This window comes from Cohnella sp. GbtcB17 (assembly GCF_019091135.1).
Taxonomy (GTDB): Bacteria; Bacillota; Bacilli; order Paenibacillales; family Paenibacillaceae; genus Cohnella.
The window spans coordinates 1-24,588 of record NZ_JAGXJW010000046.1; the positions used below are offsets into that span (position 1 = coordinate 1).

The following is a 24,588-nucleotide window of genomic DNA, read 5'->3' on the forward strand; positions in this document are numbered from 1 at the left end:
GGCACCGGCAAAACCTATCTGGCCGTCGTATCGGCGGGCGCCGCGCTGAAGGAAGGGCGCGTCAAGCGCATCCTGCTCACCCGCCCGGCCGTGGAGGCCGGGGAGAATCTGGGCTTCCTGCCGGGCGACATGCAGGAGAAGGTCGACCCGTATTTGCGCCCGCTTTACGACGCGCTGAACGACGTGCTCGGCCCTGAAGGCGTCGCCAAGGCGCTCGAGCGGGGCATGATCGAGATCGCGCCGCTTGCCTATATGCGCGGACGCACGCTCGACGACTCGTACGTCATCCTCGACGAGGCGCAGAATACGACCGGTGAGCAGATGAAGATGTTTCTGACGCGGCTTGGCTTCGGCTCCAGGATGGTCATCACGGGCGACGTGACGCAGATCGACTTGCCGAAGGGCAAGAAGTCCGGCCTGAACGAAGCGCAGCGCATTTTGAAGGATATTCCCGAGATCGGCCTCGTGTACTTCTCCGAGCAGGACGTCGTCCGCCATGCGCTCGTGCAGAAGATCATCGTGGCCTATCAGAAGGACGACGAGACCAATACGTAAAGGAGCGAACGCCGGATGAATCGGACACGAAGCGGCCCGGCGGGTATTTTATCTTCCTTTGCTGCCGCAGGATGGAAGCAGAGCGCGGCAGTCAAGGGACTGCTGCTGCTCGCGTTCGTCCTGCTGTTTTATTTCAGCCTGTCGACGCGCCTCGTGCCGGAGACTTACGATATTACGCTGGGCGCGAAGAGCGAGCACGACATCAAGGCGCCGCATCAGGCGACCGACGAGAAGGCGACGCTTAAGGCGCAGGAGGAGGCGGCCGAGAAGATCGGCGCGATCTATCCGTACGTGCCGCTGCACAGCGAGAATCTGATCGACAGCATTCTCGTCCGCATCGACCAGCTCAACCAGGACGACCAGGTGACGCTGGAGCAGAAGATCGAGATCTACCGCACCGAGCTGCCGGACCGCGTCGATCAGTTCATCGATACGTTCATCAGCGCGAATTCGGGCTCGGGCCTCTATTCGGCGAGTTTGTTCGAGGAAATGAAAAAAGCGGTGCGAACGCAAGCTTACCGGATACCCGAGGAGACGTTCTACAAGCTGCCGAAGCTGACGACCGAGCAGATCGCAGAGATGCGGACCGTCGGCCGCGACGTCGTCCGCAGGCTGATGACCGATCCGATCACAGACGCCGAAGCCGCGCGCGCCAAGGTGGCGGAGCTGGTCAACGGCAGTTCGCTCGCGCTGAAGACTCAGCGTGAGATCGTGCAGGAGCTGTCGCGGTTCGTGCTGACGCCGAACAAGTTCTACGACAAGGACGCAACCGAAGAAGCGAAGGTCCAGGCCAAACAGAATACGCCGCCCGTCGTCATTAAGCAGGGCGACGTAATCGTCAAGGCCGGACAAGTCATCGACCAGGAGACGTACGAGCGGCTCGACGCCTTCGGTCTGCTGCAGGAGCAGCGGACGTACTGGCCGCAGCTCGGCGCGCTGATGCTGTCCGTGCTGTTCATGCTTGCGCTCTACAGCTACGCCGAGCTGACGGCTGCCGCCGCCAAGCCGGCGATGAAACGAACGAACGTCGACTGGCTGATGCTTCTGTTCATTTTCGCCATCAATATACTCGTCATGCACCTGGTCGCCCTGGCGCACAGCGAGGCGTGGCCCTATATTATCTATATCGCGCCGCTCGCGCTCGGCAGCATGCTCATGACGCTGCTCATCGACGTGCAAACGGCGATGGTCGGCTCGCTGCTGTTCACCATTCACGCGAGCATCGTCATGAACGTCGAGCAGACGAGCCTGTTCGATTTCCGCTTCGGCTTCGTCGCCGCGGTCGTGCTGTTCACGTCGGTGCTGGCGATCCACAGGGCGAGCCAGCGATCCGCCATCCTGAAGGCGGGGATCATGGTCAGCCTGTTCGGCTCGTTCGCGGTGACCGCGCTGACGCTGGTCGGCCCGGATCTGGACCGTACCCAACTCGTCCAGTCGGTCGGCTTCATGTTCGCGAGCGGCTTGCTGACCGCCGTCCTCGTTATCGGCATCATGCCGTTTTTCGAGATGACGTTCGGGATCTTGTCCGCGCTCAAGCTGGTCGAGCTGTCGAACCCGAATCACCCGCTGCTTCGCAAGCTGCTGACGGAGACGCCGGGAACGTACCACCACAGTCTGATGGTCGGCAATCTGTCCGAGGCGGCGGCCGAATCGGTCGGCGCGAACGGCTTGCTCTGCCGGGTGGGCTCCTTCTATCACGACGTCGGCAAGACGAAGCGACCGCTCTATTTTATCGAAAATCAAAACGGCGGGGAAAACCCGCACGACAAGCTCGACCCGAAGGTGAGCGCCTCGATCATTATCGCGCACGCCCGCGACGGCGCGGATATGCTCAAGGCCCACAAGCTTCCCAAGCAGATCCGGGATATCGCGGAGCAGCACCACGGCACGACTTTTCTAAAGTTTTTTTATTACAAGGCGGTCAAGCAGGCGGAGCAGGCCGGCGTCGACAACGAATGGACCGAGGACGATTTCCGCTATCCGGGTCCCAAAGCGCAGTCGAAGGAAGCGGCCATCGTCGGCATCGCGGACAGCGTCGAGGCGGCGGTGCGCTCGCTCGGCGCGCCGACGGTGGAGCAGGTCGAGTCGATCATCGCCAAGATCATTAAGGATCGGCTCGACGACGGACAGCTGAGCGAATGCGACCTGACCGTGCGTGAGCTCAATCAGATCGCGGAGACGCTGAAGACGACCGTCATCGGCATGTTCCACTCGCGGATCAAATATCCCGAGGAGAGCGCAGCCAAAGACGACACGGACAAAAAGGAGCGGGAAGCATGAGCCTGAAGCTGGAATGGGTGGACGAGCGCGAGGAGGCCGGAGCGGGCGAAGCGGGCTGGCCGACTTTGTTGACGCGGCTGCTGAACGAGGCGGCGGAAGGCGAAGGCGTCGCCGGCGGGATCGTCACGTTGACGTTGACGGACAATGGGGGCATCCGCGAGCTGAACCGGACGTACAGAGGTCTCGACAAAGCGACCGACGTCCTGTCGTTCCCGATGCGGGAGCAGGGCGCGGAGGAGTTTGAGATTTTGTACGAGGACGATTACGAGACGACGACGGTCGATATACTGAACGGGGAAGCGGGCGAGGACGAAACGGAGGACGACGAGCCTGGGAACGCTGACCGCATCGAGGAGCTGCTCGGGGACATCGTCATCTCGGTGCCGCGCATGCACGAGCAGGCGGTCGAGTACGGCCACAGCGCCGAGCGCGAGCTCGGCTTCCTGTTCGTGCACGGCTTTCTTCACCTGATGGGCTACGACCACGGCACGGAGGAAGAGGAGCGCGAGATGTTCGCCAAGCAAGAGGCGATACTGGCCAAGGCGGGCTTGACGCGGTGAGCCGCAACCAGTCCGAGCCGGCGTCGTTCCGGCATGCGCTGGCCGGGATCGCGCACGCGCTGCGAACGGAGCCGCATATGCGGTTCCATCTGGCGGCGAGCGCGGTCGTGTTGCTCGTCGCCGCTTGGCTCGGACTGCCGCGAGGGGACTGGATGTGGCTCATGGCTGCGTGCACGGCGGTGCTCTGCGCGGAGCTGGTCAACACGGCCGTCGAGCGCGCGGTCGACCACGCCTCTCTGCAGCGAAGCGAGCTGGCCAAAGCGGCGAAGGATACGGCAGCCGGCGCGGTGCTGATCGCTTCGGTATTCGCGGCGTCCGTCGGCTTGATCGTGCTTTTGCCGCCCCTGTGGGAGCGAATCGCGGGTTAATTGATTTCGGTCCGTGCGAGGGCCGATTCGGAGGATGACAGATGGGGGACATCAATATAGAGGCGCTCGGCTGGACGCCCGAGCAGCTGCTCGCCGAGGCCGCCAAGGCGATGGATAAGGCCTATGTGCCTTATTCGGGTTTCAAGGTCGGCGCTGCGCTGGTCGATGGCACGGGCGCCATCCATTACGGCTGCAACGTCGAAAACGCGGCGTACAGTCCGGGCAATTGCGCCGAACGCACCGCGCTGTTCCGCGCGATCGCGGACGGCCATGCACCCGGCAGCTTCCGGGCGATCGCCGTCACCGGCCGCACGGAAGGACCGATTACGCCCTGCGGCGTCTGCCGGCAGGTGCTCGTCGAGCTGGGCGGGCCGGATTTGCCCGTCATTATGGGCAATGATAAGGGAGACATATCGATCATGACGGTCGCCGAGCTGCTGCCCGGCGCATTCACGCCGGCGCGGCTGGCGGAGGGAAGGAAAGCAGAATGAGCGAACCAAAAGGCAAATTCAAGTCGGGCTTCGTCGCCATCGTCGGCAGGCCGAACGTGGGCAAGTCGACGCTGATGAACCAGGTGATCGGGCAGAAGATCGCGATTATGAGCGACAAGCCGCAGACGACCCGCAACAAGATTCACGGCGTGTACACGACGGAGGACAAGCAGATCGTCTTTCTCGACACGCCGGGCATTCACAAGTCGAACTCCAAGCTCGGCGACTTCATGGTGAAGTCCGCGCTCGGGGCGCTCGAAGAGGTCGAAGCGATCCTGTTCCTGACCGACGTATCGGAGGAGCTCGGGGGCGGCGACCGGTTTATTATCGAGCAGCTCAAAAAGGTGAATACACCCGTCTTCCTCGTGCTGAACAAGATCGACAAGGTCCAGCCGGAAGCACTGCTGCCGATCATCGACAAATACAGCAAGCTCCACAGCTTCACGGAGGTCGTGCCCGTATCGGCCCGGGACGGCAGCAATGTGACGACGCTCCTCGAGCAGATCGGCCGCTATCTGCCCGAAGGCCCGATGTACTACCCGGCCGACCAGATCACGGACCATCCGGAGCAGTTCATCTGCGCGGAGCTTATCCGGGAGAAGATTCTGCAGACGACCCGCGAGGAGATTCCGCACTCGATCGCCGTCGAGATCGAGAGCATGGGCACCGGGGACAACGGCGTCGTGAACATCGGCGCGGTCATCTATGTGGAGCGGCCGTCGCAGAAGGGGATCATTATCGGGAAAAATGGCGCTGCGCTCAAGGAAGTCGGCAAGCGGGCGCGGCACGATATGGAGCGGCTGCTCGGCTCCAAGATTTTTCTCGAGCTATGGGTCAAAGTGAAGGAAGACTGGCGCAACCGGGAGTCGGTGCTAAAGTCGCTCGGCTTCAGGAACGACTGACTTCCGGCATTCCGGACAAATGTTAACAGGCATACGGGGGCGCCCGCGGTGGCATTCTAACGGTGGCGATATGGGAAGATTTCATTTCCACCGGGAGGATGTGACGCTGTGCGGGACTTCACGTGGCACGTCTTTACGCAGACCGGCGATATCGAAGCCTACCTGCTGTACAAGGAAATGATTCAGCCCGGAACCGCCGGTCTGGCGCCGGACCAGCCGGTTCCAGAGGGCGAAGGGGAAGAGGACGGCGCGGGAGCTTTGTCTTGACATCGGCTTCTGCCCGCGCCCGGCGCGCACCGCGATGGCAGGCGGCGCGCGACCCCGCCCCGAAGGGGCGACAGAAACGGGGAGAGGCCGTTGCTCTATCGGACGGAAGGCATCGTCATACGCAGCATCGATTACGGGGAAGGCAACAAGATCGTCACGATCATGACGCCGTCTTTGGGGAAGCAAGGGATCGTCATCAAAGGCGCTCGCAAACCGAAAAGCCGCTATTCATCGCTCGCCCAGCTGTTTACGCTCGGCGATTTTTCCTTTTACAAGGGCGGCGGCCTCGGCAGCCTGAACAGCGGCGAGATCATAGATTCCTTCAGAGGTTTGCGGGAAGGGCTCGATCAGGCCGCCTATGCCTCCTATATGGTAGAGCTCTGCGACCGCGCCATTCAAGACGAGGATGCGGGCGCCTACCTCTATCATCAGCTGCATGCAGGTCTTCAGGCGATCTCGGAGGGCAAGGATCCCCGGATCGTCGCGCGGCTGTTCGAGATGAAGATCGCGGCCGTCGCAGGCTATGCGCCGATGCTGGACGAATGCGCAAACTGCGGGCGCGCGGATGGGACTTTCTACTTCAGCGCCGCGGGAGGCGGCGCCCTTTGCACGCTCTGCCGTCATCGCGATCCGAGAGCAATGGAGCTGGAGGAAGGCGTGTGGAAGCTGCTCCGCGTATTTTCCGCGATGGATATGCGCAGGCTCGGCAACGTGACCGTCAAGGACGCCACGGCCAAGCAGCTGGCGCAGGTCATGCGCCGCTGGTACGATCATCATCTGGCTCTGAACTTAAAGTCGAGGCATTTTTTGGATCAATGGGAACGGGGCGACGATTTCTTCAAACCGGTACCCTGATTCGACAGTATGTGCTATACTATAGTAAGTAACATACGCGATGCAAGCAAAGGGACGGTTTCGCTGGTACGACAGGTCGGCGAGGCCGTTTTATTATGCGCAATTGTTCGATCATCTCCTTCAGGAAAGGATGCGGAAGATGGAATCCTTCAAACGGTTCATGAAAGCTTCGCGAATGCGCGTCATCCCGGTCATGCTGATGCCCGTCGCGCTTGGGGCGCTGGGCGCTTACGTGTGGAACGGCGTCTTCGATATTTGGCTGCTCTTGCTCACGCTCGTCGGCTCCGGCGCGGCCCACCTGTTTTCGAATATGATCAACGATCTCTGGGACTATAAGAACGGCACGGACGAGGCGGCTAAAAATACGGCGGACGCGATCGGCACGAATTCGGGATATTTGACGAACGGCGTTTGGAGCATGCGCACGTTCGCGGCGGTCACTTGGGGCTTGTTCGCGCTCGCCGCCGCGAGCGGCATTGCGCTGGCGCTGCTAAGCGGTATCTGGGCGTTCGTCTTCGGCGCGCTCGGCGGACTGATCGCTTATTTCTACGTCGCGCCGCCCATCCGATTCGGTTACCGGGGCAAGGGCTACAGCGAGATCGCCATATTGCTCGCGTTCGGCGTGCTGCCGGTGCTGGGCTCTTATTACGTGCAAACGTCGACGTTCGATTACCGGGCGATTTTGCTGTCGCTGCCGATCGGACTGCTTACGACGCTGATTTTGTTTAACCACCATTTCCTGCACTGGCAGGCGGACCTGGCGGCGGGCAAGCGGACGCTGGTCGTCGTTTGGGGCGAACGCCGCGCTCTGCAGTTCTCGCGTTTGCTGCTCGGCCTCGCGGCGCTGTCGCTCGTCGCGGCGGTACTCGCCGGCGCGCTGCCCGCTTACGCGCTCGTCGGCCTGCTTACGGCGATTCCGCTGTACTTGGTCTACGGCCGCCTTCAGGAGCAGAACAGCTCGCGTGCTTATCTGCCGCTTATGGGCGCTTCCGTCAAGGCCGCCAATCGCTGCGGCTCCGTGCTGATCGTCTGTTTGATCGTTCAAGGACTTATCCAATAAATGAATGGGAAGTGATCCGTTTCAATGGAAAAGCAGCTGGTGTTCGGCAATTTTCACCGCATTTTAGCGGAGGGAGAGACGTGGAAAATCGGCGGTTTTCCGCTGCCCGACGGTACGTTCTGGGAGTATCGCGAGCCCGACGCGGTCGTCATCGTTCGCAACGGCATTCTGTACGTTCGCGCGCAGCTAAGCCGCAGCCACGACCGCGTGCAGATATTGGACAACGCGAAGCATATGTACTACTCGGTGGAGGAGGTCGTCGTGCCGGAAAACGGGGAGGTCAGCTTCGAGCTCGAAATTCGCGCTCGCACGACGGGCACGGCGCCCGGCGACTTGTACGACGGCTACGTGTCTTTGAACCTGCTCGACTTCACGACGGGCGCCGCGCTCGACTTTTTCGCGGGCAACGACAAATACGCCTCCGTGTATGCGGTGCTGCCCTTCCCCGGCGTCGAGGTGCCAAAGTCGGACAAGACCCGGTTTTTCTGCGTGTTCCAGGAGGATACGAACTTCAAGGCGCGCGAGTTTAATACGTACAAGATCGTATACAACCGCGCCGAGGACGAAGTCGCCTTTTACCTGAACGGCGTCGAAGTGCGGCGCGAACGGGAAGTGCCGGTCAAGATGAATCGCTTCACGATCGCGCTCGGCATCATGACGGAGAAGGATCTGTCGCCGGAGGGCAGCGTGTCGGTGCACGGCCAGACGGTCATCGCCGAGTATTCGCCGGTGAAGGTCTCGATCCGGGAGTAACTGCCGCTAGAACGATCTTCGGAAAAATGCTCCCCAGCCTGCACCGAGGAAGAGGACGAAGCTGCCGAATACGACCGCGTATAGGCTGAGAGGCGACAGACCGAAGGCGCCGAATTGGTAGGCATTTCCCGGGGTCATCGCCAGCATCGGCTGAAGCCAGGGGTAGTAGGGGGCATATGTCTCCGAATTGGCGACGAGCATGTTGGGCAGCGTGAAGGCGACGTTCACGGCCAGAGGAGCCGCGAAGCTCGTCCAGGCCGAGGACACCGCAAGCTGCAGCGCGGCCAACGGCAGGGAGGCGATCCAGCCTCCGCATGCAGCGCTCAGCATCGTCGCCCACGGGATCGAGCCTGTTCCGCCTTTCATTGCGCCGAGCAACAGTAGCAGCGCGAGGAAGAGGACCTGCGTGAACGCGATCAACCCTGCAACGTACGCCAGTTTGACCATATATACTTGCGTGCGCGAGACAGGCAGCGCCAGCAGCTGCTTCCAGCCTCCTCCGAAATGTTCATAACGGCACACGATCGCTGCATATACGCCTGTCAGCAACGGGAGGAGGAGGCTGCCGTACAGCACCGCCCCGAGCGCGAGCGCTTCCTTCCAAGGGAAGTCCGCAGTCGCGCCGATGTCTAGCGACAGTCCGAACAGGACGGTGAGGATGGCTGAACCGGGTGCTGCGCCGAGCAAGAGCCACTTCGCCAACCGACGCGTTTTTAACCACTCCGAGCGGATCATGCGCAGCATCTCACTTCACATCCTTTTTGTTAAAGGTCATTAATCCAGCAGCCAGAATTACGACGCCGCCTATCAAGCCGAGGGCGGCCGAGAATCGGGGGTCATTCGCTTCGTTTTGCAGGGAAGGCCAACGCCAGGGGAACCAATCTCCGAAGCGAGACCCGCTGAACACCGAGACGACAGTACCCGCGACACCGACGGCAAGGGGCAGCGCCTGATTGTGCATCATGACGGACATCGCGACCTGCAGCGCGATGAACGGCATGATCGCGGCGTACGGATAATAGATCTGTTCCAGCAAGTATCCCCAGGACATTCCGGAAGCTTCGAAGCCCAGTGCAAGACCGAGCGCGATCGTGCCCAGCCCCGTTAAAGTCGACGAGAGGAGAAGCAGAAGCGAGGTCAGCAGAAACTTGCCTAGAAATGTCTGGGTCCGCGTCACGGGGAGAGCAAGCGTCATCTTCCAAGCGTTGGTCTGATGCTCGATGCCCGCCGCCATGGAGGAGACGATGGCGAGTCCCATGAAAAGCGCAGGCACCATCAGCGCCGTTATATCGCCGATCAGTCCTCCCCACAGGTCGTTCGCGTGCAGCTTGGTCAAATAGTCGAGCCGCAGTCCGTAATTCAGCGCCGTCAAGCCGACGACGCCGCCTGGACCGAGCGCGACGAGCAGCCAGATCAGCTTACGGCGAATTTTCAGCAGCTCCGCGGATAGAACCCGGATGCTCATAAGCTTCCCTCCCCGCGTGTCATGTCGAGGAAGATGCGCTCGAGCGACGCGCGCTCCTCCTCTACCCGATATACGGCGTGTTCATGCCGTACGAGTTCGGCCACCATCGCCGCCACCTCCTCGTCGCCGCCCGGCTCCACGAATAGCTTGACGCGGTCCCATTCGGCCCGATAGCCGCACACCAGCAGCAGGCGCCATGCCCCCTCCGGATCGCTCACGCCGAACACGATGCGAGAGCGGGCCTTCCTGCGAAGTTCTACGATTGTATCCTCGAACAGCATTCGGCCTTTGGAGATGATACCGACGCGTGTCGCCATCTGCTCCACTTCGGACAGCAGGTGGCTCGATACGATAACGGTAACGCCCTGCTCCGCCGGCAACGACTTGATCAGCTCCCGCATTTCCAGAATACCGGCAGGATCCAGACCGTTGGTCGGCTCGTCGAGTACGAGAAGTTCGGGCCGGCCCAGCATCGCGGTCGCGATGCCGAGCCGCTGCTTCATGCCAAGCGAATAGCCTTTGACCTGCCGATTGGCGTCCTTGGCGAGCCGTACCACGGACAGAACCTCGTCGATGCGGCTTCGCGGCACGTCATGCATCAGTCTGCGCACCGCCTCGAGGTTTTCTATGGCGCTCAAGTGCCCGTAGTATGACGGATACTCGACCAGCGAGCCGACCTTGCGGAGCACTGCGATCCGCTCGCGCCGTATGTCGCGGCCGAAGATCCGGATGCTGCCGGACGTCGGACGCGACAAGCCGAGCAGCATCCGGATCGTCGTCGTTTTCCCCGCGCCGTTCGGTCCGAGGAAGCCGTATATGTCTCCTTTCTCCACACTTGCGTTCACCTGGTCGACGACGGCTCTGCCGCCCAGTTTTTTGGTCAGGCCTTCCATGTGTACGATCGGTTCATTCATTCCCATCACCTCTTGTCCTATCATACCGGACCAAGATTAAAGCCGATGGCCTATTGCGTTTAAAATTCGTTTAAAATCAGCATATAAAAAGCCTCGCCTCTTCCGGTTATTCGGAAGGCGGCAAAGCTTCAAGCTGGCGTATGCGGATTGTCGTGCCTGGGGAGCCGCTTGCCGGATCGCCGCTGACGATGTCGGCGCAGAGGTTCATCTCCTTCAGCATGAGGGAGGCGATGGACAGGCCGAGACCCGCGCCCTTGTCGGTGGAGACGCCGACAAGTCCCGGCCCGCGATCGGCGATGACGATGGCGCCGCCGTCTCTCTCTTCCACGCGGAGACCGATATAATAGCCGGACTTGGCATGGCGAAGCGCATTTTGAAAATAGTTATCCAGCACCCGCTCCAGCCAGGCGGCGTCGATCGTCCAACAGACCGCGTTGTCGGGGAAGTCGGCATCGATCTCGAAACCTTCCCGTTCGAATGCCGGGTACCAGCCCGCGAGCAGCGTACGAACAGTGCGGACGATATCGACGACATCGGGATGGTAGGGATACCTGCCCGCCGAAAGAAGGGCATGGGACAGCAGATTGTCGATCAGTTGGCCAAGATATCCGATCTTTTGTTCGACGAGTGCGACTGACTCGCGCCCGCGCGCGGACAGGGACTCGTTCCGCAGGCCGTACACATGGCCGTTAATGGCGGTTAGCGGCGTCCGCAGGTCATGAGACAGGTTGGCGATCAAATCCCGTCGCAGCAATTCCTCCCCTGCCTCCCTGCGTCGGCTGTCTTCAAGCTTGCGCACCATATCGTTGAACGCGGTCTCGAGCCTTCCGATCTCGTCCTGTCGGCCCGGCTCGATCTGTGCGGGGATGTCGCCGTCGGCGTCCGGAGCCGGCGTCATCGCCCGTTCCAGCCGGACGAGCCGGCAGCGAAGCCGGTAGAAGAACATTAGGGATACGGACAGGAACAGGCCCAGCACGAGCAAGGCGCTCCCGACGAGGACGTACGGATATTGCTCGCGAACACGCTCTCCGGGCGCCTTCATGACTCCCCGAGGCACCTCGAAAACCATGAAGGCGCCATTGTCCCGGTCTCCGACGAAGGCAACGACCGTGAACGGATCTCCGCCGATGCGGGCTTTCATGAAGGAGACCGCGTACGACGGCGGCCAGACGTCGGGAGGCGGATCCAGGTCGGACAGATACAACCGGGTCCGGCCGCCGGCATCGACCCAGAACATGCCCGCTTCCGGGTATCTCGCCTTCAACCGCTGCAACGCGGCATCGATATCCGCATCTTTGGCGTTCGACAGCGCCTTCGCTTCCCGGTGCCACATCGCCGTCAGCTTGCTTCCGTCCCTGTATGGGTTGGAAGTCTCGGAACGTGCCGAAAAAGGAAGAGAGAGGACGATCGTGACGATCGGGAAGGTCAGGGGCAGGAGCAAGATCGCACACAGCACGATGAGCGAATATCTGACGAACAGCGAGCGCGTCCCCTTCATTGTCTCACGCGGTAGCCGATCCCCCGCACGGTCTCGATGACCGAAGGCGACCCGGGATCGATCTCGAGCTTCTCGCGGAGATAGCGAATGTGTACCATAACTGTCTTGTCGCCGTCGATATAGGGTTCCCCCCAGACCGCCTCGTACAGCTGCTCCTTCGTCAGGATCCGGTTCGGATTCCGCAAAAAGCACTGCAGAATTTGCAGTTGCTTGGCGGTAAGCGGTATTTCTTTTTCCGTTCTTTTGTCAATGACGCTCTGCTCGTCCACCCGAACGAGCAGGTGCCCGAGGCGCACCTCCCGTGCGGACTCGCGTCCGTAGCGCCGCATCAGTACGTCGAGCCGGGCGGCCAATTCGTCGGGGTGGAACGGCTTGGTCATATAGTCGTCGGCAAATCCGAGACCTTGTAGCTTGTCGTCGACCGCCGTGCGGGCGGATAGCAACAGCACCGGCACATCCGGCGCTTCCTGCTTCAGCCGCTGACCGACCGAGTATCCGTCGAGCCCCGGCAGCATGATGTCCAGTACGACGATATCCGCTTCCCGCACCCGGGAGACCGAGCCTTCGCCGGAGGTCAGCCAGTCGACGGCATAGCCTCGCCGCTCCAGGTCTTCCCGGACCCAGGCGCCGATCTCGGGATCGTCTTCGATATATAGGATACGTTTCATTCGCTCCTCCTTGTTTCTGTATAACAATCGCTTTTTCACATGATAGGCACAGCTCGCACGATTTGCAAAGTTAAATTTCGTTTAAAAATGCGACGGTCTGCGCCGTCCCGAACGTTGCATGAGATTTGACAGCTCCGGCGTTTTTCGGCTAGAATGATGCATATTAATGGCCGAGAGCTTTGTTGAAGGAGAAAAAGTAGCCGGTTGCCTGTCGGCAGCTGCAGCGAGCCGGGGGCGGTGCGAGCCCGGCGCGACGAACCGGCGAATGGCGCTCCCGAGAAGACAGCCATGGCAAAGAGCGGGCAGACGAACGGCGGCCCCGATCCGAGAGCGGGATCGAGGGAACGGCGCTTCGGGTGTCAAGTAGGGTGGAACCGCGGGATCAGCTCCCGTCCCTATGTCTGCAGGGCAGACGTGGGACGGGAGCTTTTTGTCGCACCGCAGCGCCTTGCTTGACGAGAGCGATACTTCAATTTCGAAGGAGTGGCGGACTTGAATTTTCAGCAGATGACATTGACCCTGCAGCAATTTTGGGCGGAGCAGGACTGCATCGTCGTCCAGCCTTACGACACCGAAAAGGGCGCGGGCACGATGAACCCGATGACGTTCCTGCGCGCGATCGGACCGGAGCCGTGGAACGTCGCGTACGTGGAGCCGTCCCGCCGTCCGGCGGACGGACGCTACGGCGAAAATCCGAACCGGCTGTACCAGCATCATCAGTTTCAGGTGATCATGAAGCCTTCGCCGGACAACATCCAGGAGCTCTACCTCGAGAGCTTGAAGCGGCTCGGCATCGACCCGCTTAAGCACGATATCCGGTTCGTCGAGGACAACTGGGAGAATCCTTCGCTTGGCTGCGCGGGTCTGGGCTGGGAGGTTTGGCTGGACGGCATGGAGATTACGCAGTTCACGTATTTCCAGCAGGTCGGCGGCATCGACTGCCACCCGGTCTCGGCCGAGATCACTTACGGCATGGAGCGCCTGGCCTCCTATATCCAGGATAAGGAGAACGTCTACGATCTGGAGTGGGTAAATGGAGTAACTTACGGCGACGTGTTCAAGCATCCGGAATACGAGCATTCCAAATATACGTTCGAAGTGTCGGACGCTGCGATGCTGTTCAACCTGTTCTCGACATACGAAGCCGAAGCTAAGCGCGCGATGGACGAGAATTTGGTCTTCCCGGCGTACGATTATGTGCTCAAGTGCTCCCATACGTTCAACCTGCTTGATGCTCGCGGTGCTGTCAGCGTCACCGAGCGCACAGGTTATATCGCAAGAGTACGGAATCTGGCGCGCGCCGTCGCGGCGACGTTCCTGCAGGAGCGCGAGCGGCTCGGATTCCCGCTGCTGAAGAAGGAGGCGAACGACAATGCCTAAGGATCTGCTGCTCGAGATCGGCCTCGAGGAAGTGCCAGCACGGTTCGTGCGCGGCGCGATGGAACAGCTGAAGGACAAAATCGAGAAATGGCTCGAAGCGAGCCGCCTCGCGCACGAAGGCGTGACCGCCTACGCGACGCCGCGCCGATTGGCCGTCGTCGTCACAGGCTTGGCGGACCGTCAGGAGGACGTGAGCGAGGAGGTCAAAGGACCGTCGCGCAAGATTGCGCAGGACGACAGCGGCGCCTGGACGAAGGCCGCGCTCGGCTTCGCCCGCAGCAACGCGGTCGAGCCCGAAGCGCTGTTCTTCAAGGAGCTCGGCGGCGTCGAGTACGTGTACGCCAACAAGTCCAGCATCGGCGTCGAGACGGCCGGCTTGCTGCCCGAAGCGCTGCCCGCGATCGTTACGTCGATGACGTTCCCGAAAAACATGCGCTGGGGCGCCTACGATCTGCGCTTCGTGCGTCCGATCCGCTGGCTCGTCGCGCTGCACGGCGAAGCGGTCGTGCCGTTCGCGATCACCGGCGTCGAGACCGGACGCACGACCCGCGGACATCGCTTCCTCGGCGCGGACGCGGAGATCGCCGCGCCGTCCGAATACTTGACGAAGCTGCGCGAGCAGCATGTCATCGCCGATGTCGACGAGCGCCGCGAGGCGATCGTAGCGCAGCTCGGCGAGCTGGCTAAGTCGCGCGGCTGGGAGATCGCGATCAAGGACGATCTGCTCGAAGAGGTGCTTTTCCTCGTCGAGACGCCGACAGCGCTGTCCGGCTCGTTCGATCCCGCCTTCCTCGACATCCCGCAGGAGGTACTTATTACGTCCATGCGCGAGCATCAGCGCTACTTCCCGGTGCTGGATGCGCAGGGCAAGCTGCAGCCGCACTTCGTCACCGTGCGCAACGGCGACGCCGCCTCGCTCGAAGCCGTCGCCAAAGGCAACGAGAAGGTGCTGCGCGCCCGGCTGTCGGACGCGAAGTTTTTCTATGCGGAGGATCAAAAGGGACGCATCGACGGCTTCCGGCAGAAGCTCGAGAGCATCGTTTACCACGAGGAGCTCGGCACGGTCGCCGACAAGGTGCGCCGCATCCGCGCGACCGCCGACAAGCTGGCCGAGCTGTTGAGAGCCGACGAGACGGTCCGCACGGACGTCTCGCGCGCAGCGGACATTTGCAAATTCGACCTGGTGACGCAGATGGTGTACGAATTTCCCGAGCTGCAGGGCATCATGGGCGAAGACTACGCGCTTAAGTTCGGCGAGAAGCCCGCGGTCGCCAAGGCGATCAACGAGCATTATTCGCCGCGCAACGCGTCGGACAATCCGCCGGCTTCGCTCGTGGGCGCGATCGTCGGCATCGCCGACAAGCTCGACACGATCGTCGGCTGCTTCCTGATCGGCATCGTGCCGACCGGCTCCCAGGATCCGTACGCGCTGCGCCGCCAGGCCGCAGGTATCGTGTCCACGCTGCTCGCGCACGGACTCGAGCTCAAGCTGTCGGATCTGTTCCGGCTGTCGCTCGACGTCTTCGCGGCCGCCGGTCTCGGCAAGCGCGAAGCGTTTGACGTGTCCAAGGACCTGAGCGAATTTTTCGCGCTGCGGGTAAAGAACGTATTGACGGAGCAGCAAATCCGCTACGACGTCACCGACGCGGTGCTCGGCGCGGGCTGCGACGACGTCCGCCGCACCGTGCTTCGCGCGCAGGCGCTGCAGGCCGCTGCGGGCGGCGACGATCGCGAGGCGTTCCGTCCCGCGGCCGAAGCGTTCGGCCGCGTCGCGAATCTCGCGGCCAAAGGCGGGGATTCGCGCCAGGTGGACGCGTCGCTGTTCGCGGACCCGGCCGAGGGCGCGCTCTACGAAGCGTGGATGAACGCGCACGGTCGGATCGTGACCGCGACGGCCGAGACGAGGCTGTCCGACGCGCTGACCGCGCTGTCCGAGCTCAGCGGGCCGATCGCCGCGTTTTTCGAGGCGGTCATGGTCATGGCCGACGACGAGGCGATTCGCCGCAACCGGCTGGCGCTGCTCGGCCTGATCGCCGACGACGTGCGCGGCTTCGCCGACTTCGCCAAGCTGGCGGGCTGACCCTGTCTTCGTCGCAGCCACTCGAACGGAGGGATGCACCATCGAAGCTACAAGCATAACCGTCTACGTCGTATCCGACTCCGCCGGCGACACCGGAGAGCTGGCGGTGCGGGCGGCAGCCGCCCAATTTCACCCGCTCAAGGTGCAAATCCGGCGGGCCGGCTTCATCCAGCGGGAGGCGGCGATCGACGCCGTGCTCGATGCGGCGCAGAGCGAGCGCGCCGTCGTCCTGTACACGCTCGTCATCGACGCGCTCCGTACCTACATGGCGTCGGAGTCCGCCCGGCGCGGCATCTCGGCGATCGATCTGCTCGGCCCGCTCATCGACCAGATGGAGCAGCGCTTCGGCTGCCAGTCGCGGCACGAGCCGGGGCTGAACCACGTGCTCGACGCCGGGTACTTCCGCAAGGTCGAAGCGGTCGAGTTCGCGGTGCGTTACGACGACGCCCGCGACGTGACCGGCGTGAGCAAGGCGGACATCGTGCTGACCGGCGTCTCCCGGACGTCGAAGACCCCGCTGTCCATGGTGCTCGCGCATCGCACCTACAAAGTCGCCAACGTGCCGCTCGTGCCCGAGCTAACGCCACCGCGGGAGCTGTTCCTCGTTCCGAAGACCAAGGTGTTCGGACTGACGATCCGGCCGGATGCGCTGAACGCGATCCGCGTCGAACGGCTCAAGGCGCTCGGCCTGCCCAACACGGCTTCGTACGCGACGGCTGAGCGGATTCAGCAGGAGCTGGAATACGCGCACGGCATCATGAAAAAGCTCGGCTGCGTCATTATCGACGTGTCGAACAAGGCGGTCGAAGAAACGGCGAGCCTGATCATGGAGCAGTTGGAAAAATAGACGCTTATCGACAAAAACGGCGGACAACCGGCATGCCTACAAGGCGGCTGGTTGTTGCTTTCTTACGGGAACGCGGCCTTAAATTTTGTGGCGCAGGAAGGATTTATCGAGCCGGTAGCGTATATAATAGGGACTCACAACATCATCGATGAACGGGGTGTCGAATGCTGCACAATCCGGTCCGGGTCGTCGTCGACGCGGACGCCTGTCCGGTGAAGCCGGAGATCGCCGCATGCGTGAGGGCGGCGGGGACGAGAGCGCTGCTCGTATCTTCGCATGCGCATGTGCTTCGCGCCGAGGAGGGCGTCGACGTCGTGACGGTGGACGCCAGCGACCAGTCGGCGGACCTGTATATCGCCAATGCGCTTAGAAGCTCGGACGTCCTCGTCACCGGCGATTACGGCTTGGCCGCGCTCGGTCTGGCGCGCGGGGCGGCAGTGCTGACGCCGCGCGGCAAATTGATCGGCGAAGACGATATCGACGGATTGCTCGCGCAGCGGCACTTTTCGGCGAAGCAGCGGCGCGGCGGGATGCGGACGCGAGGGCCCAAGCCGTTCACGGACGAGGACCGCGACCGCTTTCAACAAAAACTGACAATGCTGCTTCGGAAGTTGCAGGAGAATTCGTTCGCTTAGCGAATTGTATTACGTGCCGAAATCGAACGGCAGGGCGGATGGCTTAATATGAATAACGGCATGATTCCACAAGAGACGATCGACGAGGTTCTTCGGCGGTACGACATTGCGGAGACCGTCGGTCGTTACGTTCAGTTGTCCAGAAACGGCAAGTATTTGAAGGGGCTGTGCCCGTTCCATTCCGAGCGCACGCCTTCCTTCACGGTGACGCCGGAGAAGCAGATCTTTCATTGCTACGGCTGCGGCAAGGGCGGCAACGTCGTCAAGTTCATCATGGAAATCGAAAACGAGACGTTCCCCGAGGCGATCCGGAGCATGTGCGAGGAGGCGGGCATCCCGATCTCCTGGCAGGCGCACGAGGGCGAGCCGTCCGAGCGCCAGAAGGAGCGCTCCGTCATGACGGAGGCGCACGCCTACACGGCGAAGTTCTACCATGCCGTGCTGCGCAACACTGCGGCCGGCACCGGAGCGATGAACTATCTTCGGGACCGCGGCATGACGGACAAGCTGATCGAGGAGTTCGGGCTCGGCTACGCGCCTGCGCGCTGGGACACGCTGACGCAGGCGCTGGACAAGAAGGGCTTCGACCTGGCGGACATGGAGCGGGGCGGACTGCTCTCGAGGCGGCATGAAGGCGAAGGCTTCGTGGACCGCTTCCGCGATCGCGTCATGTTCCCGATCCACGACGGCGACGGCAAGATCATCGCGTTCGCGGGAAGGCTCATGTCGGACGGGCAGCCCAAGTACCTCAATTCGCCCGAGTCGCCGCTGTTCAGCAAGAGTCGGACGCTGTACCGGTTCCACGCGGCGAAGGGCACGATCCGCAAGACGAGGCAGGTCGTGCTGCTCGAGGGCTACATGGACGTCATCAAGGCGTGGTCGGCCGGCGTGCACAACGGCGTCGCGACGATGGGAACCGCGCTCACCGGCGAGCACGCATCCTTGCTGAAGCGCTACGCGGACGAGTCGATCGTATGCTACGACGGGGACGATGCGGGGATGGCCGCGGCGAGCAAGAGCATCCCGCTCCTGGAGAACGCCGGCTTCAGAGTGCGGGTGGGCGTGCTGCCCGGCAAGATGGACCCGGACGAATACATCTCGGCATACGGCTCCGAAGCCTTTATGCGGGAGATCGTCGAAGGCGCGGTGTCCGCCCTCAAATTTCAGCTCATCTATTTGAGGAAGTCCCATATACTGCTAGAAGAAGACGGGAAGCTCCGGTATCTCGAAGACGCCATCAAGCTCGTAGCCAGGCGCGAATCGGCTACCGAACGGGAATTGACGCTCAAGGAGCTGGCGCAGGAATTCGGGGCTTCGACGGACAGCTTGAAGCAGGACGTATTCAAGATCAGGCAGCAGGAGAAATTGGGAACGACTGGGGATATTCCGGGCGGATCGTGGAATAATGAATGGAATGATAACCGTAGTTCGGCCAAGCTTCCCAAAGTGTCGGTCGACTATGTCAAGGCCGAGCAGTACCTCCTGTCGTGGATGCTGCAGGACGCAGAGACGGCGGGAATCGTCCAGGAACGGTTGGGCGATCGCTTCCATGTGGAGGATCACGCGGCAATCGCTGCTTATCTATATGCCTATTACGCGCAGGGCAACCAGCCTGACATAGGAAGATTCATCGCCACGCTGCAGGACGACCGGCTCGAGCGCGCGACCAGCGCCATCGCGCTGATCGAGGTGCCCTTCGGAGAACGGGAGCTTGTCGATTGCATGCGGACGGTCGAGCGCCAGGTGACGAAAAAGGACGATTTGCAGAGCTTGTATGAAGAAATGAACCGAGCGGAGCGTACCGGTGATCCATTGCGCGCCGCGCAAATATTGACAGAGATTATCGCCCTGGAGAGACGGCAGAAGGAAAGCTGAAGCCGCCGCTTCAGGGAGGAGGGAGTCGGAAATGGCGACCGACCAACACACCGGACTCGAGACGGAGAGCTCGCTGGAGCAGGTCAAGTCGCTGCACATCGAACAAGGCAAGAAAAAGGGCGGACTGACCTACAAAGACATCATGGAGTAGCTGTCTCCGTTCGACCAGGACGCCGAGCAAATCGACGATTTCTTCGAGCAGCTGGCCGATCACGGCATCGAGGTCGTTAACGACCACGACGAGATCGGAGGCGGACGCGATCGCGAACGCGACGAGGACGAACGCGACGAGTTCAACTTCGACGACGATCTGTCGCTCCCGCCCGGCATCAAGATCAACGATCCGGTTCGCATGTACTTGAAGGAGATCGGACGTGTGCCGCTGCTCGGCGCCGACGACGAGGTCGAGCTGGCGAAGAAGATCGAGATCGGCGGCGAAGGCGGCGAGGAAGCGAAAATGCGCCTGGCCGAAGCGAACCTGCGTCTGGTCGGCAGCATCGCAAAGCGGTATGTGGGCAGAGGTATGCTGTTCCTCGACCTCATTCAAGAGGGCAACATGGGCCTGCTCAAAGCCGTCGAGAAGTTCGACCATACGAAGGGCTACAAATTCAGCACGTACGCCACCTGGTGGATCCGACAAGCGATTACGCGGGCGATTGCCGACCAGGCGCGCACGATCCGGATTCCTGTCCATATGGTCGAGACGATCAACAAGCTGATCCGCGTATCGCGTCAGCTGCTGCAGGAGCTCGGCCGGGAGCCTGCGCCAGAAGAGATCGCGGAGCAAATGGAGCTCAGCGTAGACAAGGTCCGCGAGATCATGAAGATCGCGCAGGAGCCGGTATCGCTCGAGACGCCGATCGGCGAAGAGGACGATTCGCATCTGGGCGACTTCATCGAGGATCAGGAGGCGCTCGCGCCGGCCGACGCGGCGGCTTACGAGCTGCTGAAGGAACAGCTGGAGGACGTGCTGGACACGCTGACCGAACGCGAGGAAAACGTGCTCAGGCTTCGCTTCGGACTCGATGACGGCCGCACGCGCACGCTCGAGGAAGTCGGCAAAGTATTCGGCGTCACGCGCGAGCGGATTCGGCAGATCGAAGCGAAGGCGCTGCGCAAGCTTCGCCACCCGAGCCGCAGCAAGCGTCTGAAGGACTTCCTGGAGTAACAACCGAACGCCGTACTGCGTTCATGCAGAGGACCTTGCGCCGATCCATGGGCTGCAAGGTCCTCTTGGCATCCGGGTGCCGCGTAGCGAGAGGAGCTGTCGACATGCCTCCATTGGACGAGGACAAGAGGAAATGGGTCGTGCGGGAGATCGAATCCTGGCGCCGGGCGAAAATGCTGCCCGAGCAGTATTGCGACTTCCTGCTGAATTTGTATTTGGACGATCTGACGGTCCGGCCCAAGAGCGCGGCGGGCGAAAAGCTGCGACAGATCGGTCAGGCTTCCGGAAAACAATGGTTGTATGTCATTGGCATATTTTCCTTGATCTGCCTTGTTGTCCTTCATTTTAGCGCGTTTCCGCTGGCATTGCAAATCGCGGTGGCGGTCATCGGAACGGGAGGACTCGTCGGTCTCGGATCGCGCTACAGGGAGCGGTTGCCTGCGCGCGGCCTGGCGTTGCTGAGCACGGGCATGCTGCTGCTGCCCGCGTCGGGCACCGTCATTCTTTACGTGCAGGGCTGGACAGACGGACCGGGATTGTTGGTGCTGCTGCTCGCCAGCGCCCTGATCTGGATCGTATGCGGTATTGCGGAGCGCTTCGCCGTGCTGCACTGGCTCGGATGGATGGGCGTCATCGCGCTCTATGCGGCGGTGCTCTCGCGCCAGGTGCCGGATCCGAGCTGGCTCGAGGTGCAGGTGTTCTGGGTGCCGGCGGCGCTGCTGTTCGCCTGGCTCAGCTGGTTCTCGCACGTCAAGTTCAAGGCGACCGGCGCCGTGCTGTTCGCGACGGCGCTCATTTTATGGTTTATGCCCGAAGTGTATTCGGCGCTGTTCGGCGTCGACCGGAATTGGATCCAGGTCGAGCTGATCGTTAAAATCGCGTTCGTCGGCACGCTGATGTTCCGGCTGCGCAAACAATGGATGGAATGGGTTGCATGAGCATGAATGAAAATAAAGACAATGCCTCAATACAAGCTTCTAAAGTCCCGCCTGAAGCGCCGAAGCTGTCCAGGCGTCTCGCCGCGCTTGCCGGTCTCGTGAAGCAAGGCGCAAGGTTCGCGGATATCGGCACCGACCACGCGCTGCTGCCCGTGCATTTGGCGCTGTCCGGCACGATCGTCTACGGTGTTGCGGGCGACGTGAACGCCGGACCGGCCGAGGCGGCGCGCCGGCAGGTTCGAGCCGCGGGCGTCTCGGACATCGTGTCGGTCCGCCATGGCGACGGGCTGTCGGTGCTCGCGCGGGACGAAGTGGACACCGTCTGCATCGCCGGCATGGGCGGCAGCCTGATGGTGCGTCTGCTCGAGGAAGCGGGCGAGGCGCTGTCCGGCGTGACGACGCTGATCCTGTCGCCGCATGTGGCCGAGGATCAGGTGCGGCGCTGGCTCGAGGCGAATCGCTATGTGCTTGAGCTGGAGCGTCTGATCGAAGAGGACGGCGAGATTTATACGCTGCTCCGGGCGGAGCGCGCCGTAAGCGCGGAAGAGTCAGCGGCCAGGCACACGTCGCTCTACGATACGTCGCTGCTGGGCGCCGGCTGCAGAGCGGTCCCGACGGGGCTGCTGTACGAGATGGGACCTTTGCTGCTCCGTTCGCCGGACGAAGCGTTCATGGCGAAGTGGCGCGGCGAGCTGGCGAAGCGGGCGCGCATCGCGCATGGGATGAAGCAATCGGAAGCCGCGGACACGCGGGCGAAGCTGGAAGCGTGGACGCGCACGACGAACGATATCGAGGAGGTGCTGGCATGCTTGCAAGGGGAGAGACGATCGCCCAATTGATGGAGCGGCTCGCGCCGAAGCACTTCGCGGTCGAAGGGGACAAGATCGGCCTGCAGGTCGGTTCGCTGCGCAAGGAGATCAAGCGGGTGCTGGTGACGCTGGACGTCAATGCGCGCGTCGTGCAGGAAGCGGTCGATCTGGGCGCGGAGCTTATCGTCGCCCATCATCCGGTCATTTACCGGCCGCTCGCCCACCTGCAGACCGATACGCCGGCCGGCGCCCTGGCTGCGGAGCTGATCCGGCGGGACATCGCCGTTTACGTATCGCATACGAACCTCGATACCGCCGAGGGCGGTCTCAACGACTGGATGGCGGAGGCGCTCGGCCTCGAAGGCCGGGACGTGCTGGAGGAAGTCCATACGGACAAGCTGTACAAGCTGGCCGTGTTCGTGCCGCGGACGCACGTCGAGACCGTACGCGACGCGATGTTCCGCGCGGGCGGCGGATGGATCGGCAATTACAGCCATTGCAGCTTTAACGTCGACGGCGTCGGCACGTTTATGCCCCGCGAGGGGAGCGACCCATTCATAGGGGAAAAGGGGAAGCTGGCGACCGCCGAGGAGACGCGCATCGAGATCATCGTGCCCGAGAGCGCGCGCAAGTCGGTTGTGCAGGCGATGCTGAAGGCGCATCCTTATGAGGAGGTCGCTTACGATCTGTACGGCGTCGACCTGAAGGGCCGCTCGTTCGGACTCGGCCGCGTCGGCAAGCTGCCGGCGGCCATGCCGCTGGACGACTTCGCCGAGCTCGTCAAGGAGCGGCTCGGCATGCCTTTCGTCCGCGTCGTCGGGGAAGGCGCGCGGCCGGTGCGCAAGGTCGCCGTGCTCGGCGGCTCGGGCCGCAGCTATATCAAGCGGGCGATGTTCATGGGCGCGGATGTGCTCGTCACGGGCGACATCGACTTCCATTCGGCGCAGGACGCCGAAGCGGGCGGGCTCGCGATCGTCGACCCGGGTCATTACGCGGAGAAGATCATGCGTCCCAAGACCGCGCAATGGCTGCGCGAACGGCTCGCGGAGAAAGGCTACGCGACCGAAGTTTTCGCCTCCGAGGTGCACACGGACCCGTTCAGGCTGAAGTAGTCGACCGCCGCACAAAGCCCTTATAGCAGCTGTTTTCCGCCGGTGGGCGGCGCTGCCATTGTGCATCGGCGCGATATTGGTTATACTTATCGGTGCATATCGGAAAGTTCGACAGACAATCGCTGGCGGCTTCGCGCCGCGAGAGGAAAGTCCGGGCTCCGCAGGGCAGGATGCTGGATAACGTCCAGTCGGCGCGAGCCGAAGGATAGTGCCACAGAAACGGACCGCCGATGGCCGCGATTCGTCGCGGATCAGGCAAGGGTGGAACCGTGGTGTAAGAGACCACGAGGAGCACTGGCGACTTTGCTCCTGGTAAACCCCATCCGGAGCAAGACCGAAGAGGAACGCAGCGGCCTTGAGCCGCGGCCCTTGCCCGGGGCGCGTTCGGGTTGGTCGCTTGAGCCGTGCGGCAACGTACGGCCTAGATAGATGATTGTCGCTTCCATCCGTGGGAGGACCACCCGGTCCGTCTTACCACCGGAAGTACAGAACCCGGCTTACGTCGCGCTTTCCGATTATGCGCCAATGAATCCGTCCTTGCTTTTTTACATAAAGGATAGGAGGTCGAGACAGGTGAGCGTGCACGAGCACAACGAAGCATGCGGTCATGACGAAGCGTCGGCCGACGATGCCGCGACGGTTCAGGAGATGGTGGCGATGATGAGCAGGGCCGGATGGCGCATTACCGACCAGCGCCGGACGCTTGCCCGCATTTTTGCCGATACCGAAGGCTATTTGTCTCCGAAGGACGTATACGACCAGCTCTCGGTGAAGTATCCGAGCGTCAGCTTTAACACCGTTTACCGCAATCTCCGGATGCTCAGCGATATGGGCGTGCTGGAGCAATTTTATTTTATGGACGGCGGTCTCAAGTTCAGGGCGAACTGCGCCAAGCACCATCATCACCATCTCATCTGCACGAACTGCGAGAAGACGCTGTCGTTCGATTATTGCCCGATGAAGGACGATCTCGAGCTGCCCGGCAGCTACCGCGTGCTGAGCCATCGCTTCGAGATTTACGGCGTGTGCGAGGAATGCCAGCAGGAAGGCGCGAAGACGATCGCCCGCTAGCCGCGAGCGACGAATGCGTGTTGACGCGTTTGCGGCA

Annotated in this window: 24 protein-coding genes, 1 other RNA gene and 1 pseudogene; 21 read left to right on the forward strand and 5 right to left on the reverse strand. The window is 62.0% G+C overall.

Annotated features, from left to right (window positions below):
- The 10 genes from KVT38_RS23020 to KVT38_RS23065 all read left to right on the forward strand — a co-directional run.
- Positions 1 to 555, forward strand: a 555-nt coding sequence (locus KVT38_RS23020) for a PhoH family protein (protein WP_217596092.1), incomplete at its 5' end; no start/stop codon positions are given.
- Positions 556 to 570: 15 nt separating this feature from the next.
- Positions 571 to 2,835 carry an HD family phosphohydrolase gene (locus KVT38_RS23025; RefSeq protein WP_217596093.1) on the forward strand — a complete coding sequence of 755 codons (2,265 nt, stop codon included), beginning with the start codon at positions 571 to 573 and terminating at the stop codon, positions 2,833 to 2,835.
- Positions 2,832 to 3,395 carry an rRNA maturation RNase YbeY gene (gene ybeY / locus KVT38_RS23030; protein WP_217596094.1) on the forward strand — a complete coding sequence of 188 codons (564 nt, stop codon included), beginning with the start codon at positions 2,832 to 2,834 and terminating at the stop codon, positions 3,393 to 3,395. Before KVT38_RS23025 ends, ybeY begins: the two co-directional genes overlap by 4 nt.
- Positions 3,392 to 3,763: a diacylglycerol kinase family protein gene (locus tag KVT38_RS23035; protein ID WP_217596095.1), complete on the forward strand. Its 372-nt coding sequence runs from the start codon at positions 3,392 to 3,394 to the stop codon at positions 3,761 to 3,763. Before ybeY ends, KVT38_RS23035 begins: the two co-directional genes overlap by 4 nt.
- A 41-nt stretch (positions 3,764 to 3,804) precedes the next feature.
- Entirely contained in the window at positions 3,805 to 4,254 is a 450-nt protein-coding gene (gene cdd, locus KVT38_RS23040) for a cytidine deaminase (protein WP_217596096.1), read from the forward strand.
- A complete protein-coding gene (gene era / locus KVT38_RS23045; protein ID WP_217596097.1) occupies positions 4,251 to 5,156 on the forward strand; it encodes a GTPase Era in 906 nt (301 codons plus the stop codon). Before cdd ends, era begins: the two co-directional genes overlap by 4 nt.
- Positions 5,157 to 5,264: 108 nt before the next feature.
- Complete coding sequence (locus KVT38_RS23050; protein WP_217596098.1) at positions 5,265 to 5,423, forward strand: YqzL family protein; 159 nt, start codon at positions 5,265 to 5,267, stop codon at positions 5,421 to 5,423.
- Positions 5,424 to 5,513: 90 nt separating this feature from the next.
- The gene (recO, locus tag KVT38_RS23055) at positions 5,514 to 6,278 is read left to right on the forward strand and encodes a DNA repair protein RecO (protein WP_217596099.1); all 765 of its coding nucleotides are present in this window, start codon (positions 5,514 to 5,516) and stop codon (positions 6,276 to 6,278) included.
- A gap of 139 nt (positions 6,279 to 6,417) precedes the next feature.
- Positions 6,418 to 7,338, forward strand: a complete 921-nt coding sequence (locus KVT38_RS23060) for a prenyltransferase (protein WP_217596100.1) — start codon at positions 6,418 to 6,420, stop codon at positions 7,336 to 7,338.
- A 24-nt stretch (positions 7,339 to 7,362) separates the two neighbouring features.
- A complete protein-coding gene (locus tag KVT38_RS23065; protein ID WP_217596101.1) occupies positions 7,363 to 8,091 on the forward strand; it encodes a DUF6081 family protein in 729 nt (242 codons plus the stop codon).
- A 6-nt stretch (positions 8,092 to 8,097) separates the two neighbouring features.
- On the opposite strand, the gene KVT38_RS23070 is transcribed toward KVT38_RS23065, so the two are convergent.
- The 5 genes from KVT38_RS23070 to KVT38_RS23090 all read right to left on the reverse strand — a co-directional run bounded on the left by KVT38_RS23070 (position 8,098) and on the right by KVT38_RS23090 (position 12,636).
- Complete coding sequence (locus KVT38_RS23070) at positions 8,098 to 8,835, reverse strand: ABC transporter permease (RefSeq protein WP_217596102.1); 738 nt, start codon at positions 8,833 to 8,835, stop codon at positions 8,098 to 8,100.
- A gap of 1 nt (position 8,836) precedes the next feature.
- Positions 8,837 to 9,556 carry an ABC transporter permease gene (locus tag KVT38_RS23075; protein WP_217596103.1) on the reverse strand — a complete coding sequence of 240 codons (720 nt, stop codon included), beginning with the start codon at positions 9,554 to 9,556 and terminating at the stop codon, positions 8,837 to 8,839.
- Positions 9,553 to 10,470 (reverse strand): ABC transporter ATP-binding protein, encoded by a 918-nt coding sequence (locus KVT38_RS23080; protein WP_217596104.1) that lies wholly within the window; start codon positions 10,468 to 10,470, stop codon positions 9,553 to 9,555. The genes KVT38_RS23075 and KVT38_RS23080 overlap by 4 nt, the downstream gene beginning before the upstream one ends.
- A 106-nt stretch (positions 10,471 to 10,576) precedes the next feature.
- Complete coding sequence (locus KVT38_RS23085; RefSeq protein WP_217596105.1) at positions 10,577 to 11,968, reverse strand: HAMP domain-containing sensor histidine kinase; 1,392 nt, start codon at positions 11,966 to 11,968, stop codon at positions 10,577 to 10,579.
- Positions 11,965 to 12,636: a response regulator transcription factor gene (locus tag KVT38_RS23090; RefSeq protein ID WP_217596106.1), complete on the reverse strand. Its 672-nt coding sequence runs from the start codon at positions 12,634 to 12,636 to the stop codon at positions 11,965 to 11,967. Before KVT38_RS23090 ends, KVT38_RS23085 begins: the two co-directional genes overlap by 4 nt.
- A 492-nt stretch (positions 12,637 to 13,128) precedes the next feature.
- Here KVT38_RS23090 and glyQ point away from each other — a divergent pair, with 492 nt between their 5' ends.
- The 11 genes and pseudogenes from glyQ to KVT38_RS23145 all read left to right on the forward strand — a co-directional run bounded on the left by glyQ (position 13,129) and on the right by KVT38_RS23145 (position 24,551).
- On the forward strand, positions 13,129 to 14,016 hold the full coding sequence (gene glyQ / locus KVT38_RS23095; RefSeq protein WP_217596107.1) for a glycine--tRNA ligase subunit alpha: 888 nt from the start codon (positions 13,129 to 13,131) through the stop codon (positions 14,014 to 14,016).
- The gene (glyS, locus tag KVT38_RS23100; protein WP_217596108.1) at positions 14,009 to 16,096 is read left to right on the forward strand and encodes a glycine--tRNA ligase subunit beta; all 2,088 of its coding nucleotides are present in this window, start codon (positions 14,009 to 14,011) and stop codon (positions 16,094 to 16,096) included. Before glyQ ends, glyS begins: the two co-directional genes overlap by 8 nt.
- Positions 16,097 to 16,136: 40 nt before the next feature.
- Entirely contained in the window at positions 16,137 to 16,943 is an 807-nt protein-coding gene (locus KVT38_RS23105; protein WP_217596151.1) for a pyruvate, water dikinase regulatory protein, read from the forward strand.
- Between the two features lie 164 nt (positions 16,944 to 17,107).
- The gene (locus KVT38_RS23110; protein WP_217596109.1) at positions 17,108 to 17,578 is read left to right on the forward strand and encodes a YaiI/YqxD family protein; all 471 of its coding nucleotides are present in this window, start codon (positions 17,108 to 17,110) and stop codon (positions 17,576 to 17,578) included.
- Between the two features lie 48 nt (positions 17,579 to 17,626).
- On the forward strand, positions 17,627 to 19,453 hold the full coding sequence (gene dnaG / locus KVT38_RS23115; protein WP_217596110.1) for a DNA primase: 1,827 nt from the start codon (positions 17,627 to 17,629) through the stop codon (positions 19,451 to 19,453).
- A gap of 31 nt (positions 19,454 to 19,484) precedes the next feature.
- Positions 19,485 to 20,621 (forward strand): annotated as a pseudogene (gene rpoD, locus KVT38_RS23120) (RNA polymerase sigma factor RpoD).
- Between the two features lie 104 nt (positions 20,622 to 20,725).
- Positions 20,726 to 21,559 (forward strand): hypothetical protein, encoded by an 834-nt coding sequence (locus KVT38_RS23125; RefSeq protein ID WP_217596111.1) that lies wholly within the window; start codon positions 20,726 to 20,728, stop codon positions 21,557 to 21,559.
- Between the two features lie 2 nt (positions 21,560 to 21,561).
- On the forward strand, positions 21,562 to 22,398 hold the full coding sequence (locus KVT38_RS23130) for a tRNA (adenine(22)-N(1))-methyltransferase (protein ID WP_217596112.1): 837 nt from the start codon (positions 21,562 to 21,564) through the stop codon (positions 22,396 to 22,398).
- A complete protein-coding gene (locus KVT38_RS23135) occupies positions 22,365 to 23,480 on the forward strand; it encodes a Nif3-like dinuclear metal center hexameric protein (RefSeq protein ID WP_217596113.1) in 1,116 nt (371 codons plus the stop codon). Before KVT38_RS23130 ends, KVT38_RS23135 begins: the two co-directional genes overlap by 34 nt.
- 103 nt (positions 23,481 to 23,583) lie before the next feature.
- Positions 23,584 to 23,995, forward strand: an RNA gene (gene rnpB, locus KVT38_RS23140) — RNase P RNA component class A.
- 58 nt (positions 23,996 to 24,053) lie between these two features.
- On the forward strand, positions 24,054 to 24,551 hold the full coding sequence (locus tag KVT38_RS23145; RefSeq protein WP_483298185.1) for a Fur family transcriptional regulator: 498 nt from the start codon (positions 24,054 to 24,056) through the stop codon (positions 24,549 to 24,551).
- The last annotated feature ends 37 nt before the right edge of the window (positions 24,552 to 24,588 follow it).